At 71.3% G+C, this 17,562-nt stretch carries 15 protein-coding genes and 1 pseudogene; 11 read left to right on the top strand and 5 right to left on the bottom strand.

The genetic code is table 11. The features are described 5' to 3' along the window. The first annotated feature begins 6 nt into the window (after positions 1–6). Together ACYUD3_RS06960 and ACYUD3_RS06955 are read left to right on the top strand one after the other, a co-directional pair. Complete coding sequence (locus tag ACYUD3_RS06960) at positions 7–1,170, top strand: DUF6457 domain-containing protein (protein WP_470965294.1); 1,164 nt, start codon at positions 7–9, stop codon at positions 1,168–1,170. After that, on the top strand, positions 1,167–2,621 hold the full coding sequence (locus ACYUD3_RS06955) for a molybdopterin molybdotransferase MoeA (protein WP_470965292.1): 1,455 nt from the start codon (positions 1,167–1,169) through the stop codon (positions 2,619–2,621). Before ACYUD3_RS06960 ends, ACYUD3_RS06955 begins: the two co-directional genes overlap by 4 nt. Before the next feature lie 176 nt (positions 2,622–2,797). On the opposite strand, the gene ACYUD3_RS06950 is transcribed toward ACYUD3_RS06955, so the two are convergent. Continuing rightward, complete coding sequence (locus ACYUD3_RS06950) at positions 2,798–3,913, bottom strand: potassium channel family protein (protein WP_470965289.1); 1,116 nt, start codon at positions 3,911–3,913, stop codon at positions 2,798–2,800. A gap of 119 nt (positions 3,914–4,032) precedes the next feature. Here ACYUD3_RS06950 and ACYUD3_RS06945 point away from each other — a divergent pair. Then, positions 4,033–4,692 (top strand): annotated as a pseudogene (locus ACYUD3_RS06945) (potassium channel family protein); the annotation flags it as partial. An 83-nt stretch (positions 4,693–4,775) separates the two neighbouring features. After that, positions 4,776–5,759, top strand: coding sequence for an NAD(P)H-quinone oxidoreductase (locus ACYUD3_RS06940; RefSeq protein ID WP_470965286.1), 984 nt, complete (start codon positions 4,776–4,778; stop codon positions 5,757–5,759). Positions 5,760–5,965: 206 nt separating this feature from the next. On the opposite strand, the gene ACYUD3_RS06935 is transcribed toward ACYUD3_RS06940, so the two are convergent. Continuing rightward, positions 5,966–6,382 (bottom strand): hypothetical protein, encoded by a 417-nt coding sequence (locus tag ACYUD3_RS06935; RefSeq protein ID WP_470965283.1) that lies wholly within the window; start codon positions 6,380–6,382, stop codon positions 5,966–5,968. A 187-nt stretch (positions 6,383–6,569) separates the two neighbouring features. Here ACYUD3_RS06935 and ACYUD3_RS06930 point away from each other — a divergent pair, with 187 nt between their 5' ends. Further along, positions 6,570–7,115, top strand: a complete 546-nt coding sequence (locus tag ACYUD3_RS06930; RefSeq protein ID WP_470965280.1) for a bacterial proteasome activator family protein — start codon at positions 6,570–6,572, stop codon at positions 7,113–7,115. Between the two features lie 95 nt (positions 7,116–7,210). Here ACYUD3_RS06930 and ACYUD3_RS06925 read toward each other — a convergent pair whose 3' ends face one another. Then, on the bottom strand, positions 7,211–8,890 hold the full coding sequence (locus tag ACYUD3_RS06925; protein ID WP_470965277.1) for a Stk1 family PASTA domain-containing Ser/Thr kinase: 1,680 nt from the start codon (positions 8,888–8,890) through the stop codon (positions 7,211–7,213). 334 nt (positions 8,891–9,224) lie between these two features. On the opposite strand from ACYUD3_RS06925, the gene ACYUD3_RS06920 reads away from it, so the two are divergent. After that, positions 9,225–10,907: a protein kinase domain-containing protein gene (locus tag ACYUD3_RS06920; protein WP_470965274.1), complete on the top strand. Its 1,683-nt coding sequence runs from the start codon at positions 9,225–9,227 to the stop codon at positions 10,905–10,907. A gap of 91 nt (positions 10,908–10,998) precedes the next feature. On the opposite strand, the gene ACYUD3_RS06915 is transcribed toward ACYUD3_RS06920, so the two are convergent. Both ACYUD3_RS06915 and ACYUD3_RS06910 read right to left on the bottom strand, forming a co-directional pair. After that, positions 10,999–11,388 (bottom strand): pyridoxamine 5'-phosphate oxidase family protein, encoded by a 390-nt coding sequence (locus ACYUD3_RS06915; RefSeq protein ID WP_470965271.1) that lies wholly within the window; start codon positions 11,386–11,388, stop codon positions 10,999–11,001. Between the two features lie 178 nt (positions 11,389–11,566). Beyond that, complete coding sequence (locus ACYUD3_RS06910) at positions 11,567–12,244, bottom strand: response regulator (protein WP_470965268.1); 678 nt, start codon at positions 12,242–12,244, stop codon at positions 11,567–11,569. Positions 12,245–12,565: 321 nt separating this feature from the next. On the opposite strand from ACYUD3_RS06910, the gene pdhA reads away from it, so the two are divergent. The 5 genes from pdhA to ACYUD3_RS06885 all read left to right on the top strand — a co-directional run bounded on the left by pdhA (position 12,566) and on the right by ACYUD3_RS06885 (position 17,519). Further along, positions 12,566–13,750, top strand: coding sequence for a pyruvate dehydrogenase (acetyl-transferring) E1 component subunit alpha (gene pdhA / locus ACYUD3_RS06905; protein WP_470965265.1), 1,185 nt, complete (start codon positions 12,566–12,568; stop codon positions 13,748–13,750). A 1-nt stretch (position 13,751) separates the two neighbouring features. Next, the gene (locus ACYUD3_RS06900) at positions 13,752–14,732 is read left to right on the top strand and encodes an alpha-ketoacid dehydrogenase subunit beta (protein ID WP_470965263.1); all 981 of its coding nucleotides are present in this window, start codon (positions 13,752–13,754) and stop codon (positions 14,730–14,732) included. 10 nt (positions 14,733–14,742) lie between these two features. Beyond that, positions 14,743–16,314, top strand: a complete 1,572-nt coding sequence (locus ACYUD3_RS06895) for a dihydrolipoamide acetyltransferase family protein (RefSeq protein WP_470965260.1) — start codon at positions 14,743–14,745, stop codon at positions 16,312–16,314. Between the two features lie 383 nt (positions 16,315–16,697). Then, complete coding sequence (locus ACYUD3_RS06890) at positions 16,698–17,141, top strand: hypothetical protein (protein WP_470965258.1); 444 nt, start codon at positions 16,698–16,700, stop codon at positions 17,139–17,141. A gap of 90 nt (positions 17,142–17,231) precedes the next feature. Next, positions 17,232–17,519 carry a hypothetical protein gene (locus tag ACYUD3_RS06885; protein WP_470965255.1) on the top strand — a complete coding sequence of 96 codons (288 nt, stop codon included), beginning with the start codon at positions 17,232–17,234 and terminating at the stop codon, positions 17,517–17,519. Positions 17,520–17,562 lie beyond the last annotated feature (43 nt).

The raw sequence follows: 17,562 nt of genomic DNA, 5'->3' as shown, positions 1-17,562 counted from the left end.
CGGGGGGTGACTTCCGATATCCGGGGGGTGACGCCCGAGGCGCGCCCCTACGCCGCCGTCGTCCTCGCGGGCGGCGGCGCCCGGCGGCTCGGCGGCGCCGACAAGCCAGGGGTGCGGGTCGGCGGGCGGGCCCTGCTGGACCGGGTGCTCGCGGCGTGCGCCGACGCGGCCGAGACGATCGTGGTCGCCGCCGAACGCCCCACTCTCCGTCCGGTCCGCTGGACCCGGGAGGATCCGCCGGGCGCGGGTCCGGTGGCGGCCCTGGCCGCCGGGCTCCGCCTGACCGGCGCCGAACGGGTCGTCGTGCTCTCGGCCGACCTGCCGTTCCTGGACGCGGGGACGGTGCGGGGGCTGTTGGGGGAGCTGGGGGCCGGCCAGGGCGAGCCGACGGCTGGGGCCGGCGCCGGCCGGGGTGCGGAGGGGGCGCCGGCTGCTGATCTTGGGCCCGAAGGCGCCCTTCTCGTCGACCCCGACGGCCGGGACCAACCCCTCGTCGCCGCCTACCGCGCCTCCGCCCTGCGCCGTGAACTCGCCACGCTCGCCGACGCGCACGGCGGGCTCTCCGGGCTGCCGCTGCGGAAGCTCGTCGCGCGGCTCCGTCTCACCCGTGTCCCGGGAACCGTCGCGTCCTTCGACTGCGACACCTGGGACGACATCGCCGCCGCCCGGGCCCGGATCAGGGAGCATGACCACGTGCTGGATGAATGGATCTCCGCAGTCAAGGACGAGCTGGGCATCGACCTCGACGTCGACACCCCCCTCCTGCTCGACCTCGCCCGTGACGCCGCGCACGGCGTGGCCCGGCCGGCGGCCCCGCTGACGACGTTCCTCGTCGGCTACGCGGCCGGCCGCGCCCAAGGCGGCCCCGAAGCCGTCGCCGAGGCCTCCCGCAAGGCCGCCGCCCTCGCCCTGCGCTGGGCGGCGGAAGCGGAGGGGGCCGAGAAGGCGAAGGGGGCCGAGAAGGCCGAGGGAGTCGGGAAAACCGAGGGGGCCGAGGGGACCGGGAAGGCTGGGAAGGCCGAGGGAGTCGGGGCGGCTGGGAAGCGTAAGGCGGCCGGGGAGGCCGAGTCCGACTCCGCGTCCGGCGACGCCCCGCCCAGCCTCTCCGTCTCCGGTGACGCCTCGCCCGGCGGCTCCCTGTCCGGCGGCTCCGGGCCGGGTGCCAGATGACCGCCCCCGGCATCCGCGAAGCCGGCGGCACGGACGCGGAGGATCTCGACGTCGAGGAGGTACTGGCCCTCGTGCGCGACAGCAACCGGCCCCCCGCCGACCGAAGCGGAAACGGCGAGGCCGGCGGCAGCAGCGGCAACGCCGGTAGCGCCGGCGGCAGGGACGGCAAGGGGAGCGGCGGCAGCCACGACGACCCCCCGCCCGGCGAACCCGCCACCGACTCCCCCTCGGACACCCCCGGCAACTCCCCCGCCGACTCCCCAGGCAGCCCCCCCACCCCCTGGCCCCGAGCCCGAGCCCTCGCCGCCCGAGCCGCCCGCTCCACCGCCGCCCGCCGCACCCCCCTCTCCGTCCCCCTGGACGCCGCCCTCGGCCTGACCCTCGCCGCCCCCCTGACCGCCCTCACCGACCTCCCCTCCTTCGACACCTCCGCGATGGACGGCTGGGCGGTCGCGGGGCCCGGACCCTGGGCCGTACGGGACGAAGGGGTGCTCGCGGGGCACGCGGCGCCGGAGCGGCTCGCCGACGGGGAGGCCGTACGCATCGCGACGGGGGCCCGGATCCCGCTGGACACCACGGCCGTCCTGCGCAGCGAGCACGGGCGCGGGGACGACAAGGGGCGGCTGCACTCCACCCGGGACCTCCAGCACGGGCAGGACATCCGGCCCCGGGGACAGGAGTGCCGTAACGGGGATCTGCTGCTGCCCGCGGGGATCGTCGTCACACCGGCCGTGCTCGGGCTCGCCGCGGCGGCCGGGTACGACAGCCTGAGCGCCGGCGCCCGGCCGCGCGTCGAAGTGCTGGTGCTGGGCGACGAGTTGCTCACCGAGGGACGGCCGCACGACGGGCTGATCCGGGACGCGCTCGGGCCGATGCTGCCGCCGTGGCTGCGGGCGCTGGGCGCGGAGGTCGTCGCGGTGCGGCGGCTCGGGGACGACGCCGAGGCGCTGTACGAGGCCGTCACCGCGTCCGGCGCCGACCTGATCGTCACGACCGGCGGGACCGCCTCCGGGCCGGTCGACCACGTCCACCCCACCCTGAGCCGGATCGGCGCCGAACTGCTGGTGGACGGGGTCAAGGTCCGCCCCGGGCACCCCATGCTGCTGGCCCGTACGAGGGAGGACCAGTACCTCGTCGGACTCCCCGGCAACCCCCTCGCGGCCGTGTCCGGACTGCTGACCCTCGCCGAGCCGCTGCTGCGCACGCTGACCGCGCATCCGGCGCCCGAGCCGTACCGGCTGCCGCTGAAGGACACCGTGCACGGGCATCCGTACGACACCCGGCTGGTGCCTGTGCGGTTGCGGGCGGAGCGGGCGGTGCCGTTGCACTACAACGGGCCGGCGATGCTGCGGGGGATCGCGGTGGCGGACGCGTTGGCCGTGGTGCCGCCGGGGGGTGTCGGGGCCGGGGGCGAGGTCGAACTGCTCGATCTGCCGTGGGTGTTGACGTGAGCCGCTCTGTTTCACGTGAAACAGCAGCTATCGGGAGGTTTCACGTGAAACACGGACGCATGTTTCACGTGAAACAGGGCTTCCGGCGAGGCTAGTTGGCACGTTTCACGTGAAACAGAGCCTCCGATCAGGCCAGTTGGCGTGTTTCACGTGAAACGTGCTGCCCCGTGCGCCTGTTACGCCGGCTCCACCACCTTCGCCCGGCTCACCGTCACCACCCGGTCCCCCGCCTCCAGCGTGCTGAGCCGGGGGTCGGCGTAGTCGAGGAGGTTCCTGCGGCGGACCACGGCGACGATCAGGTCGGCGCAGGAGCGGGGTGTCCTGCCGATCTCCTCGGGGTGGACCGGGCGTTCGACGATGTCCAGGCCGCTGCCCAGCGTCATCAGATCCTCCAGCGTGTTCGCCACGACCGGGCTGACCATGGCGACGCCGAGGAGACGGCCGGCCGAACTGGAGCTGGTGATGACCGTGTTGGCGCCGCTCTGCTTGAGCAGGGGTACGTTCTCGTCCTCGCGGGCGGCCACGACGATCGTCGCCCGCCGGTTCAGCTGGCGGGCCGTGAGGGTGACCAGGGCGGCGGTGTCGTCGCGCTGGGGGCAGACGATGACCTGCGCCGCGCCCTGGACCTCGGCCTTGAGGAGGGTGTCGGAGCGGGTGGCGTCACCGGCGACCGAGACCAGGCCGTCGTCGGCGGCCGTCAGAACCGCCTTCTTCTGGGCGTCCACGATCACGATCCGGTCCTTCGCGATGCCCTGCCCGACCAGGGTCTCCACCGCGTGCCGGCCCTTCGTGCCGTAGCCGACGACCACGACGTGGTCGCGCAGCCGGGTGCGCCAGCGGTGGACGCGGACCTGCTGGCGGGTGCGCTCGGTGAGGACCTCCAGGGTGGTGCCGACCAGGATGATCAGGAAGATCACCCGCAAGGGGGTGACGACCAGGATGTTCACCAGCCGGGCCGCGTCGCTCACGGGGGTGATGTCGCCGTAGCCCGTGGTGGAGAGGGTCACCGTCGCGTAGTAGGCGGCGTCCAGGAAGTCGACCGAGCCGTCGGAGTTGTCCGTGTAGCCGTCGTGGTCGACGTAGACGATGACGGTCGTGACCGCCAGCACCAGCAGCGCCATCAGCAGCCGGCGCAGGACCTGCACCAGCGGCGGGACGCTGTTGCGCATCGGCATCGTCACCGAGCGGCTGGCCTCGGCGTCGTCGCGGACGTCGGCGCGCGAGCGGTACCACAGCGACCGGAAGAGGGAGAGTCTGCTCGGCTTGCCCGGTGGCCGTGGATGGTCCTTCATGGTGTGCCCCCTTGGGGTGGTGATCGGTTCGGTGGGCACCATGGTTCCCGGCGGGCGTCCGGTCGGCATATGCGCCACACGCCGTCCGCGTCCATGATTCACGGAACACTCCGGAGGCACCCTTGCGTGATCACACTGTCGTCGTCGGCTTCGGCACGAAGGGGCGTTCCGCGATTCGGACCGCCTGCGCCTCGGGGCTGCGCAAGGAGCAGGTCGTGGTGGTCGACCCCAGCGCCAAGGTGATCGACGCGGCCACCGCCGAGGGGTACGAGGGCGTCGTCGGGGACGCCACCCGCAGTGACGTCCTGCGCCGGGCCGAGGTGCACCGGGCCGGGCGGATCATCATCGCCACCCAGCGGGACGACACCGCCGTCCTCGTCGCGCTCACCGCCCGGCAGCTCAACAAGGGGGCGATGATCGTGGCCGCCGTCCGTGAGGAGGAGAACGCGCCGCTGCTGCGGCAGTCCGGCGCCGACGAGGTCATCACCAGCGCGGGGGCGGCGGGGCGGCTGCTGGGGCTCTCCGTGCTGAGTCCCGCCGCCGGTCTGGTCATGGAGGGGCTGTTGCAGCAGGGGAGCGGGCTGGACATCGTCGAGCGGCCGGTGACCAAGGCGGAGACCGGGCGCAGCCCCCGGGAGACGGATGATCTTGTGGTGAGCGTGGTGCGGGGGCACCGGGTGCTGGCGTACGACGATCCGGCGGTGGGGGTGCTGGAGCTGACGGACCGGCTGGTGACGATCGTGCGGGCGGCGGGGGGTGAGCGGCGGACGGAGGTGTGAGGGCTCGTGGGGTCGGGCCGGGTGGTCGCGCTCTTCGGTGGGGGCTCGGCGTTCTTCCCCGGCCCGGCGGGTAGCGTCGGGGCATGCGTGCGATTTCGATTTCTGAACCCGGTGGGCCCGAGACGCTGGTCTGGACTGAGGTGCCGGACGCGGTCGTCGGTGAGGGCGAAGTGCTGGTCGAGGTGGTGGCCACGGCCGTCAACCGCGCCGATCTGATGCAGCGGCAGGGGTTCTACGACCCACCGCCCGGCGCCTCCCCCTACCCGGGGCTCGAATGTTCCGGGCGGATCGTCGAGGTCGGGCCCGGGGTGTCCGGGTGGGCCGTCGGGGACGAGGTGTGCGCGCTGCTCGCGGGCGGTGGGTACGCCGAGAAGGTCGCCGTTCCCGCCGGGCAGTTGCTGCCCGTGCCCAAGGGCGTCGACCTCGTCGCCGCCGCCGCGCTTCCCGAGGTCGCCTGCACCGTCTGGTCAAACGTCTTCATGGTGTCCCACCTGCGGCCCGGGGAGACGCTGCTCGTGCACGGGGGGTCCAGTGGGATCGGGACCATGGCGATCCAGCTCGGCAAAGCGGTCGGGGCGAAGGTCGCGGTGACCGCCGGGACCGCCGGGAAGCTCGAACGGTGCGCGGAGCTGGGCGCCGATGTGCTGATCAACTATCGCGAGCAGGATTTCGTGGCCGAGGTGAAGGGGGCGACCGGGGGTGCCGGGGCGGACGTCATCCTCGACAACATGGGGGCCAAGTATCTGGACCGCAACGTCCAGGCGCTCGCCGTGAACGGGCGGCTCGCGATCATCGGGCTTCAGGGGGGTGTCAAGGGGGAGCTGAACATCGCGGCTCTGCTGGCCAAGCGGGGTGCGGTGACCGCGACCTCCCTGCGCGCGCGGCCCTTGGAGGAGAAGGCCGCCATTGTCGCGGCGGTGCGTGAGCATGTGTGGCCGCTGGTGGAGGAGGGGCATGTCCGGCCGGTGGTCGACCGCGAGATTCCCATGCGGGAGGCTGCGGTCGCGCATCGGGTGGTGGAGGAGAGCGGGCATGTGGGGAAGGTGTTGCTGGTGGTGGGGGAGTAGGTAGGGCGCAGTTGGGGGTGCCGGGGGTGTGGTCTGGCGGCTGCGGGCGGGTCGTGGCTGGTCGCGCCCACGCGGCGGAGCCGCATATGGATACAGCCCCGCGCCGCCTGAACAGGCGGCTGCGCCGCCTATCACGGGCGCGGGGCCGTATCCATTCGCGGCTCTGCCGCAGCCAGCCACACTCCACCCGCAGCCGCCAGACCCCCTCACCCCCTCCGCAGCCGCACCCCCAACCGAGCCAACGCCAACCCCATCCCCAGCAGTACCAACCCCATCCCCAGCGGCAGTATCTGGAGAACCGGGCCGCTTCTGTGGTGGCGGCGGGTTTGGGCTGCCGCTGCCTCTGTCTCCGGGGGTGGTGTGGGGGTGGCCGCGACCGGGGTCTCCGGTACCGAGGTTCCGTCGTCCACCCCTTCCTCGGCAGGCTGTTCCTCCTCCGCGGGCGGTTCCTCCTCGCGGCCGGGGTGTTCTCTGCCCTCGCCTGCCCTGTTGCCCGCCAGCGCCGAATCCGTCGGAGTCGGTCTCGCCGAGGCCGGGAGAGTCGTACCGAACTCCTGCCCCGTACCGAACGCCTGCCCCGTCCCCGAACCGGCCAGCACCGCACCCGCCAGAGCCGTACTCACCAGCGCCGAACCCACCCCTCTCCCCCCTCCCCGCCAACCGCTCCTGGCCACAAGTGACCCCCTCTCCGAGAAACAAGGTGGCGCTCAGTGGTTCAAGACTCACACCGTGCCACCGGCGCTGCACTTCGGGAGGCCGGAAACGGGGGCTGGGGAGTCGGGGCTCAGGGGGGTGGGACAGAATGGCGGTATGGAGATGCCGAGGAACGAAGGGTCGCCGGAGAACGTCCAGAAGATCCTGGTCGTGGGCCAGGACGGCATGGCGCTCGGCGGAGTGGACGCGGACGACGACGGGCGTGAGATCCCGGTGACCGAGCAGGTCGAGCAGCCTGCGAAGGTCATGCGGATCGGCAGCATGATCAAGCAGCTGCTGGAGGAGGTCCGCGCGGCCCCCCTCGACGAGGCCAGCCGCGCCCGCCTCAAGGAGATCCACGCCAGCTCGGTGAAGGAGCTGGAGGACGGGCTCGCGCCGGAGCTGGTCGAGGAGCTGGAGCGGCTGTCGCTGCCGTTCAACGAGGAGTCCATCCCCAGCGACGCGGAACTGCGCATCGCGCAGGCCCAGTTGGTCGGCTGGCTGGAAGGCCTCTTCCACGGCATCCAGACCACCCTCTTCGCCCAGCAGATGGCCGCCCGCGCCCAGCTGGAGCAGATGCGCCGGGCCCTCCCGCCCGGCAGCGGCGGCCATGAGGGCGACGACGCCCACGGCGGCGGACGGATCGGCGGGCCGTACCTCTAGACGCCGTACCTCCAGACACCCCCAGCACAGCAGAAGGGCCCGGCGCCGAAACGCCGGGCCCTTCCCTTTAAGAGACAGCCCCCTCAAGACACCCTTTACGACGGATTCCCCGTCGACACCTTCAGCTGGATCTCCGGCACCGCCTTCGGATCCACATCCGTCCCCGCCGTCGGGAACTGCTCCATGACGGTCCCGTCCCCGTACGTGTTCTCATCCACGCGGACGACCTTCATCTGCCACCCGGCCGCCTGGAAACAGGCCTTCACCGAGTCGATGTTCTTGAACTGGAAGTTCGGCACCCGCACCTTCTCGGGGTCGTTGTACGACTCCTCCGGCTCCGAACACTGGGTCGCGTCGATCGTCTTGGACGTGTCCGGACCCCGGTACCCCTCGGCCTGCGACGCCGCTGCGGACGCCGAGGTCGTGGCCCCACCGCCCCCGGCGCTGCCGTCGCTCCCCCCGCCGTTCATCACGAGCGCCGCCACCAAGGCCCCCACCGCGACGACCGCGACCACCACCGCCCCGATGACCACCGGCCGACTGCCCTTCCCGGAACCGGAACCGGAGCCAGAACCCGAGCCGGGAGAGGAGAGAGAAGCGGGCGGCGGAGTCGACGGCCCGTTCCCGTACCCCTGCGGCCCGCCGTACGGAGCCGAGGGCGGCCCCTGGTACGCACCCTGCTGCGGATACCCGTACGACGCGGCAGGCACCGCCGGCGCCGGGGCACCGTACGGATTCGGCGGATACGGCGTCTGCACGCCCCCAACCTGAGGAGAGCCCCCGAACTGACCGGCCGACCCCGCCCCCTCCGTCCCCACCGGAGGAAACACCGCCGACCCCACCCCCTGCCCGCTCGGCGCCGAAGCCCCCGCCACGATGTTCGGCGGCGCCGCCTGGAAGGAGGCGGCCACCCGCAGGCACTCGTCCCGCATCGCGACGGCCGTCGGAAAGCGTTCGTTGGGGTTCTTCTTCAGCGCGCGGGCGATCAGCGCGTCCACGGCAGGCGGCAGCGCGCGGTTGACGGAGGAGGCGGTGACCGGCTCCTCCTGGACGTGCGCGTAGGCGATGGCCAGCGGCGAGTCCGCGTCGAAGGGGAGGCGGCCGGTGACGAGCTGGAAGAGCATGATGCCGACCGAGTAGAGGTCGGAGCGGGCGTCGACCGCGCGGCCGAGGGCCTGTTCGGGGGAGAGGTACTGGGGGGTGCCGACGACCATGCCGGTCTGCGTCATGGACGTGACGCCGGACTGCATGGCGCGCGCGATGCCGAAGTCCATGACCTTCACGACACCGCGCTTGGTCATCATCACGTTGCCGGGCTTGATGTCGCGGTGGACGAGCCCCATCTCGTGGCTGATGTCCAGCGCCGCCAGCACATCCGCGGTGATCTTCAGCGCCTGGTCGGCCGGCATCGCGCCGAACTGCTGGATCTCCCGGTCGAGCACCGAGCCGAGCGGCTTGCCCTCGACGTACTCCATGACGATGTACGGCATCGGCGCACCGTCGCCCGCGCCCACGTCCTCGCCCGTGTCGAAGACGGAGACGATGTTGGTGTGCGTGAGCTTGGCCACGGCCTGGGCCTCGCGGCGGAAGCGCTCGCGGAAGGCCTGCTCGCGGCCGAGCTCGGTGTGGAGTGTCTTGATCGCGACCTGTCGGTCGAGCACGGAGTCATAGGCGAGGTGGACCGAGGCCATACCGCCCTCGCCGAGCAGGTCCCGCAGCTGATAGCGTCCGCCGGCCAGCGCTCGCCCCGCGTACCGGCCCCCGTCCTGGCTCATGTCTGCGCGTCCCCCGTAGCCGCTGTCCGGGTGTACGTATGCGTACGACACCGGTGATCCAATGTGTCAATCTCGGCCAAGTCTGCCTCAGGCCCCCCACACGTCAAGCTTGATGCCCGATCCGTGACCGTACGCGAAAGAAGCGCCGCACCCGCGTCACACGGGCTGTACGGCTGGTGCACAGAATGTGCACGTCGGCGTCTGTTAGGTATGAGGACGATGACCGGTCACGGGCGTCCGTCCGGACCGTGGGTCTGTGCGGAGGCTGTAGCGTGGCCGACGGAGACCGTGACAACACCGCGCGCACCGCGGGCAGAAACGACGGCGAGGACTGATGGCACAGCAGCAGCGCTCTCAGGGCCCGTCCGACCCCGAGGCGACTGACGGCGGTATGTCGGACGCGCCGGAACTATGGGGCAACGGCGGGCTGGTCGGCGACGGCCGGTACCGGCTCACGCGCCGGCTCGGGCGCGGCGGCATGGCGGAGGTGTTCGCCGCCGAGGACGTACGCCTCGGGCGGACCGTCGCCGTCAAGCTGCTGCGCGCGGACCTCGCGGAGGACCCGACTTCGAAGGCCCGCTTCACGCGGGAGGCGCAGTCGGTCGCGGGCCTCAACCACCATTCGATCGTCGCCGTGTACGACTCCGGCGAGGACGTGATGGCGAGCGGCCAGGCGGTGCCGTACATCGTCATGGAGATCGTCGAGGGGCGGACCATCCGTGATCTGCTGCTCAACGCCGAGGCGCCGGGGCCCGAGCAGGCGCTGATCATCGTCTCCGGGGTGCTGGAGGCGCTGGCGTACTCGCATCAGCACGGCATCGTGCACCGCGACATCAAACCGGCGAACGTCATCATCACGCACAACGGCGCGGTGAAGGTGATGGACTTCGGCATCGCCCGCGCGCTGCACGGCGCGTCGACGACGATGACGCAGACCGGCATGGTCATGGGCACGCCGCAGTACCTCTCCCCCGAACAGGCGCTCGGCAAGGCCGTCGACCACCGCTCCGACCTCTACGCGACGGGCTGCCTCCTCTACGAACTCCTCGCGCTGCGCCCGCCGTTCACCGGTGAGACGCCGCTGTCGGTGGTCTACCAGCACGTCCAGGACATCCCCGTCCCGCCGTCGCAGTCCTCGCAGGGCGTCTGCCCGCCGGAACTCGACGGGCTCGTCATGCGTTCTCTGGCCAAGGAGCCGGACGACCGCTTCCAGACGGCCGAGGAGATGCGGGGTCTGGTCCAGTACGCGCTCCAGATGCTGTACGACCAGGGCGGCCACACCGGCACGTGGAACACGGGCCCGGTCGACGCCCCCATGGCCGGTCATCACCAGCAGGGCTTCGCGAGCACGACGGTCATGCCGCAGCAGGGCATGGGCGGTCCTGGCGGGATGGGTCCGGGCGGTACGACGTCCCAGATCCCCCAGCCGATCCTGCCCCAGGGCTACGGCGGCCGGGACGACGGCGGTTTCGAGGGCCACGGCAATCAGGGCAGCGGCCGGGGCAAGCTCTGGATCCTCGCCGTCCTCGCGGTGATCGCGATCGCCGCCGGGGTCGCCCTCGCGATGAACAACGCGAACTCGAGCAAGGGCAACAACGACACGACCCAGTCGCCGTCCGCCTCCCCGACGGCCTCCGACGACTCGGCGTCCCCCTCGCCGAGCGAGGAGCAGTCGGACAGCTCCAGCGACGGCTCGTCCGACAGCAACAGCTCCAGCACGGGCGGCGAGAACTACTACACGCCGTCCCCGTCCTACAAGTCGACGCCGACGCCGACGCCCACGGACCAGACGAGCACCGAGCCGACGTCGCCCTCCGAGAACTCCTCCGCCGGCTCGACGAGCTCCGGTTCCGAGGGGTCGACCAGCTCCGGTTCGGAGGGGTCGACGTCCACGGGTTCGACGAACTCCGGTACGACCAGCGGTACCGGCACCACGGCCGGCAACACCTCCGAGGGCTCGACGACGAGCGGTTCCGACACCTCCAGCGGCTCCAGCCTGGGGCTGACGGGGGGCTGAGCGGGGCGGCCTGGGTGTGTGAAAGGGGCGCGTGCGAGGTATGCAAGCGCCCCTTTTCGTCTACGCGCTCCTTCTTCGCTCCACGCGCGCCTCACTCCGCTCCCGTACCCCCCGAAGCCCCCGAAGCCCCCGGATGGACGGTCGCGAACTGGGGCGCCACCCACAGATACAGCGCGTCGTCCGGAGCGTCCGCCGCGAGCGCGGTACGCCGCGCCTCCGCCGGGTCGGCCAGGGCGCAGACCCCGACGACCTGGGCGGACCAGTGATCGGCGTCGCCGGTGCCGTACGCGACGATCTGGCCGGCGCAGGTGCCGTCGCCGCCGTGCAGCCGCAGGAGCAGCCGGTCGCCGACGACGAGGTGGCGGGCGCCGGCCAGTACGGGCAGGGCGCGCCGGGTCGCGGCGAGGTGGCCGTGGTCGGTGCGGGCGAACAGGTCGAGGGCGTGCCGGGTGTCGGCGGCGAGCGGGGCGTCGGTCGGCATGCGTCCACTGTGTCGGTGCCTTCGGCGCCGCCGGTAGGGGCTCCTGCCCCGGCAGAAAGGGTCGTAAGTCCCGAATGGGAAGCGTCACCGGGTGGTGGCCTCCTCAGCGGCCTCCCCGGTGACCTCCCTGGTGGCCCCCTGATTCCGCCCCTGATCCCGCCCCTGGTTTTTCCCCGCCCTACCCCTGATCTCCCCCCTGATTCCCGCCCCCGGCCTGTAGCCGGGCCACGTACGCCGCCGCCTGGGAACGCCGCTGCATCCCCAGTTTCGCCAGCAGGCTCGAAACGTAGTTTTTGATGGTTTTCTCCGCGAGATGGAGGTTCTCGCCGATCTGACGATTGGTGAGTCCCTCGCCGATCAAGTCGAGAATGCGCCGTTCTTGATCGGTCAGCCGGGCCAGCCGTTCGTCCTCTTTGGGGGCGCCTTCGCGCAGCCGTTCCAGGACGCGGGCGGTGGCCACCGGGTCGAGCAGGGACTTGCCCGCGGCGACCTCGCGGACGGCGGACAGCAGCTCGTCCCCGCGGATCGCTTTGAGGACATAACCCGAGGCCCCGGCCATGATCGCGTCGAAGAGCGCCTCGTCGTCGGAGAACGAGGTGAGCATGAGACAGCGGATCGCGGGGTCGAGGGAACGCACCTCGCGGCAGACCTCGACGCCGCTGCCGTCGGGCAGCCGTACGTCGAGGACGGCGACGTCGGGGCGGATGGCCGGAATTCGCGCCAGGGCCTCGGCCGCGGTGCCGGCCTCGCCGACGACTTCGAGATCGTCCTCGAAGGCCAGCAGCTCCTTCACCCCGCGCCGGACGACTTCATGGTCGTCGAGCAGAAACACCCTGGTTTTCGCCGTTTCGCGCACGAGAGCAGTGTCACACGCGGCCCTTCCTAAGGGCCGGGAGGCCGGGATAACGTGCCGTTGCCCCGGCCTCCTGCGAGGCTGTGACCAGGACCCTTCCCGACCTGGCTCGATTTACTTGGATATCCAAGCAAAATTGCAGGTCAGAGGGGGTTTCACAGATATGTGGAGCACTGGGTAACGTAATCGTCGCAGGGCGCTCGCCGGGCACCTGTCACGCCTGTTCCCGGCCGAGTGGCACCCACCCCGTGCACGGGTGTCGGAAACAGGTAGGCCGCACTGGAACCCGGCAATCCCGGGGGCCGGACCGACGGAGGAGCACACGTGACCGTGGAGAGCACTGCCGCCCGCGCACCGCGCAAGGCTGCCACCACCCGCAAGACCGCCGCCGCGCGCGGCGCCGCGAAGAAGAAGAGCGCCGACCCCGACCTGATCCAGCTGCTGACGCCGGAGGGCGAGCGGGTCAAGAACGCGCAGTACGACGCGTACGTCGCCGGGATCACCCCCGACGAACTGCGCGGTCTGTACCGCGACATGGTCCTGACCCGGCGGTTCGACGCCGAGGCGACCGCGCTCCAGCGCCAGGGCGAACTGGGCCTGTGGGCCTCGCTGCTGGGCCAGGAGGCCGCGCAGATCGGCTCGGGCCGGGCCACCCGCGAGGACGACTACGTCTTCCCGACCTACCGGGAGCACGGCGTCGCCTGGTGCCGGGGCGTCGACCCGACGAACCTGCTGGGCATGTTCCGCGGCGTCAACAACGGCGGCTGGGACCCGGGCAGCAACAACTTCCACCTCTACACGATCGTCATCGGCGCCCAGACGCTGCACGCGACCGGGTACGCGATGGGCGTCGCGAAGGACGGCGCGGACTCGGCCGTCATCGCCTATTTCGGCGACGGCGCGTCCAGCCAGGGCGACGTCGCCGAATCGTTCACCTTCTCCGCGGTCTACAACGCGCCCGTGGTGTTCTTCTGCCAGAACAACCAGTGGGCCATCTCGGAGCCGACCGAGAAGCAGACCCGCGTACCGCTCTACCAGCGGGCGCAGGGGTACGGCTTCCCCGGCGTCCGCGTCGACGGCAACGACGTCCTCGCCTGTCTCGCGGTGACCCGCTGGGCGCTGGAGCGGGCGCGCGGCGGCGAGGGGCCGACGCTGGTCGAGGCGTTCACCTACCGGATGGGCGCCCACACCACCTCGGACGACCCGAGCCGCTACCGGGGCGACGAGGAGCGGCAGGCCTGGGAGGCGAAGGACCCGATCCTCAGGCTACGCCGTTACCTCGAGTCCTCGAATCACACGGACGAGCGATTTTTCGAGGAACTCGAAGCCGAGTCCGAGGCGTTGGGAAGGCGAGTGCGCGAAGTGGTCCGGTCGATGCCCGACCCGGACCGGTTCGCGATCTTCGAGAACGTGTACGCGGACGGGCACGCGCTCGTCGACGAGGAGCGGGCCCAGTTCGCCGCCTACCAGGCGTCGTTCCAGGACGCGCAGGACGTGGAGGGGGTCTGACATGGCACAGCAGAAGATGCCTCTGGCCAAGGCGATCAACGAGTCGCTGCGGCGCGCCCTGGAGGAGGACCCCAAGGTCCTGGTCATGGGCGAGGACGTGGGCAAGCTCGGCGGGGTCTTCCGGGTGACGGACGGCCTCCAGAAGGACTTCGGCGAGAGCCGCGTGATCGACACCCCCCTGGCTGAGTCCGGCATCGTCGGTACGGCCATCGGCCTCGCCCTGCGCGGCTACCGCCCGGTGGTGGAGATCCAGTTCGACGGCTTCGTCTTCCCGGCGTACGACCAGATCGTCACCCAGCTCGCCAAGATGCACGCGCGCTCGCTGGGCAAGGTCAAGATGCCGGTCGTCATCCGCATCCCCTACGGCGGCGGCATCGGTGCCGTCGAGCATCACAGCGAGTCCCCGGAGTCGCTCTTCGCGCACGTGGCCGGGCTGAAGATCGTCTCTCCGTCGAACGCCTCCGACGCCTACTGGATGATGCAGCAGGCCGTGCAGAGCGACGACCCGGTGATCTTCTTCGAGCCCAAGCGGCGTTACTGGGACCGCGACGAGGTGGACACGGAGGCGATCCCCGGCCCGCTGCACAAGGCGCGGGTGGTCCGCGAGGGCACCGACCTGACGCTGGCCGCGTACGGCCCGATGGTCAAGCTCTGCCGTGAGGTCGCCGACGTCGCCGCCGAGGAGGGCCGGTCGCTGGAGGTCCTCGACCTGCGCTCGGTCTCGCCGCTGGACTTCGACGCGATCCAGGCGTCGGTCGAGAAGACGCGCCGGCTCGTCGTCGTCCATGAGGCGCCCGTCTTCTTCGGCTCCGGCGCGGAGATCGCCGCGCGGATCACCGAGCGCTGCTTCTACCACCTGGAGGCGCCCGTGCTGCGGGTCGGCGGCTACCACGCCCCGTACCCGCCGGCCCGCCTGGAGGAGGAGTACCTGCCGGGTCTGGACCGGGTGCTCGACGCCGTCGACCGTGCCCTGGCGTACTGAGGAGATGGCCGTGACGACGATGACGGATGCCGGGGTCCGCGAGTTCAAGATGCCCGATGTGGGCGAGGGGCTCACCGAGGCGGAGATCCTGAAGTGGTATGTCCAGCCGGGGGACGTGGTCTCGGACGGGCAGGTGGTGTGCGAGGTGGAGACCGCCAAGGCGGCGGTCGAACTGCCCATTCCGTACGACGGGGTGGTGCGGGAGCTGCGGTTCCCTGAGGGGACCACGGTGGATGTGGGGGTGTCGATCATCTCGGTGGAGGTGGGGGGCGCTTCGGCTCCGGCGGGCGCTTCGGCTCCGGCTGGGGAGGCTTCTTCGGCTCCGTCGGCTTCTGCTGCCCCGGCTGTCCCGGCGGCTCCAGTTGCCCCGGCTGCCCCGGCTGCCCCGGCCGCCCCGGCCGCCTCCGCTGTCGCCGAGGAGAAGCCGGCCGTCGGTTCGGGGCGCCAGCCCGTGCTGGTCGGTTACGGGGTGGCCGAGTCCTCGACGAAGCGGCGGCCTCGCAAGGGGGTCGCGGAGAAGCCGAAGGCGGCGGCTCCGGCGGTGCAGGCGGTCGTACGGGCGGCTGTGCAAGGGGAGTTGAACGGGCATGGGGCGGCGGCTCCGGTGGTCGTGGCTCCGGTGGTCGTCGCTCCGGAGGTGCCGGCCGCTGCGACGGTGGCGTACGTCTCCGGCTCCCGTCCGCTGGCGAAGCCCCCCGTGCGCAAGCTCGCGAAGGACCTCGGGGTGGACCTGGCGACGGTGACGCCGTCGGGGCCGGACGGGATCATCACGCGGGAGGACGTGCACGCGGCGGCGACCCCGTCGGCGCCGCCGCAGCCGCCGGCGGAGACGGTCGCCGTCCCCGCTCCCCCGGCGCCGGTCCAGTCGTACGACTCGGCCCGCGAGACCCGTGTCCCCGTCAAGGGCGTCCGTAAGGCCACCGCGCAGGCGATGGTCGGTTCGGCGTTCACGGCGCCGCATGTCACGGAGTTCGTGACGGTGGACGTGACGCGGACGCTGAAGCTGGTGGAGGAGCTGAAGCAGGACAAGGAGCTGGCGGGGCTCCGGATCAACCCCTTGCTGCTGATCGCCAAGGCGCTGCTGGTCGCGATCCGCCGCAACCCGTCGGTCAACGCGTCCTGGGACGAGGCGAACCAGGAGATCGTCCTCAAGCACTACGTCAACCTCGGCATCGCCGCCGCCACCCCGCGCGGCCTGATCGTCCCGAACATCAAGGACGCCCACGCGCGGAGCCTGCCCGAACTGGCGCAGTCCCTGGGTGAGTTGGTGACGACGGCCCGCGAGGGGAAGACGACTCCGGCCGCGATGCAGGGCGGGACGGTGACGATCACCAACGTCGGCGTCTTCGGCATCGACACGGGCACGCCGATCCTCAACCCCGGCGAGTCCGCGATCCTCGCGGTCGGCGCGATCAAACTCCAGCCGTGGGTCCACAAGGGCAAGGTGAAGCCCCGCCAGGTGACGACCCTCGCGCTGTCCTTCGACCACCGGTTGGTGGACGGGGAGCTGGGGTCCAAGGTGCTGGCCGATGTGGCGGCGGTGTTGGAGGACCCGAAGAAGAGGCTGATCAGCTGGGCGTGAGGTGAGCTGAGCGAAGGAAGGGACGGCCGCGGTCGGGATATGCGGCTGTCCCTTCACCGGGGTGCTGTGTCAACTCACCTTCGGGATCTGTCGTTTTCAGCCAAGTAATGGGACGGCAAAGCAGCGCGGACCCCGGAGATATCGGGGTCCGCGCTGTCATATACGTACCGGTGCGGGCGAGTTGGCCAATTCACCGATGGTCAAGTGATCGTTTTGTGGGTAACGTTCACTCGTGCTCGACGCCCTGCCCCTCTCTGACCAAGAGGAGTCTGGCGGCGATCACGTAATCGGGGGAAAGAAGTCCGGGGGGCCTTTCGGTTCCACGCCTGTTCAGGTCGCCCGTCAGGGCTTCCTCCCTCTTGCGACGACGCAAGGGAAGAAAAATGAATCGCAACACCCTTCGGACGGCAGCCGTTTCCGCTGTCGCCGCTATTGCCGTCGGCGCGGGCGCGGGGCTGGCCCAGGCGGCCCCGGCGCCCGCGACCGTATCGCCGGTGTCCGTCTCCGCCCCGGCGCCCGCCTCCGTCGAGCAGGCGGACGCCCGGCAGACCGCGCGCGCCGTACTGGACAGCCCCTTCGCCGCTCAGCTGACCGCCGCCGAGCGGGCCGAGCTCGTGCAGATCGCCGATGGCGAGGTCACGGCCGCCAGCAGGTGGTCCGCGATCCGTGCCGCGTTCAGCAAGGTCGGCGGCTTCGCGAAGGCCATCGCGGGCAAGTACAGCGACTTCAAGAAGTGGTACGACGGCCTGCCCCTGCTGGTGCGGCTGCCGCTACAGGCCATCACGCCCGGTCTGACGCTGCTCGACATCTACAACGCCCTGCACTGATCCCGGTGCGGGGGCCGGGTCCGTCCGGACGGACCCGGCCCCCGCAGACCGGCCCGCACGACAGGTACTCAGACAGAAACGGAGCGCCGGATGACCGGCACCACGCCCGACACCGCACCCGACCGCTCCGCGAGTGAAGGGAGTTGGGCGCTGCCCCTGCTGGTGCTCGTCCCGGCGGCGGCCATCGCATTGTTCACGGAGCTCTCCACCCTTTGGTTCAGCATTTCCTGTGTGTTCGTCGCGCTGTCCGCGGTATTGCTGGCGGCCGGCTGGACGGCGGTTTTCCGGCACGGGATGCGCAATGCCTCGGCCTGGGGTGTATGCCTTCTCGCCCACGCGGTGTTCGTGGCCCAAGTGATCGCGCTCTTCAGGAAATGAGCCGGGAAATCCGGCGAAGTGATCGGGGGAAGAGGCCTGCGGT

The sequence above is a fragment of the Streptomyces sp. AMJ-169 genome (genome assembly GCF_055597585.1).
This window is presented reverse-complemented; position numbering and strand designations above follow the sequence as displayed.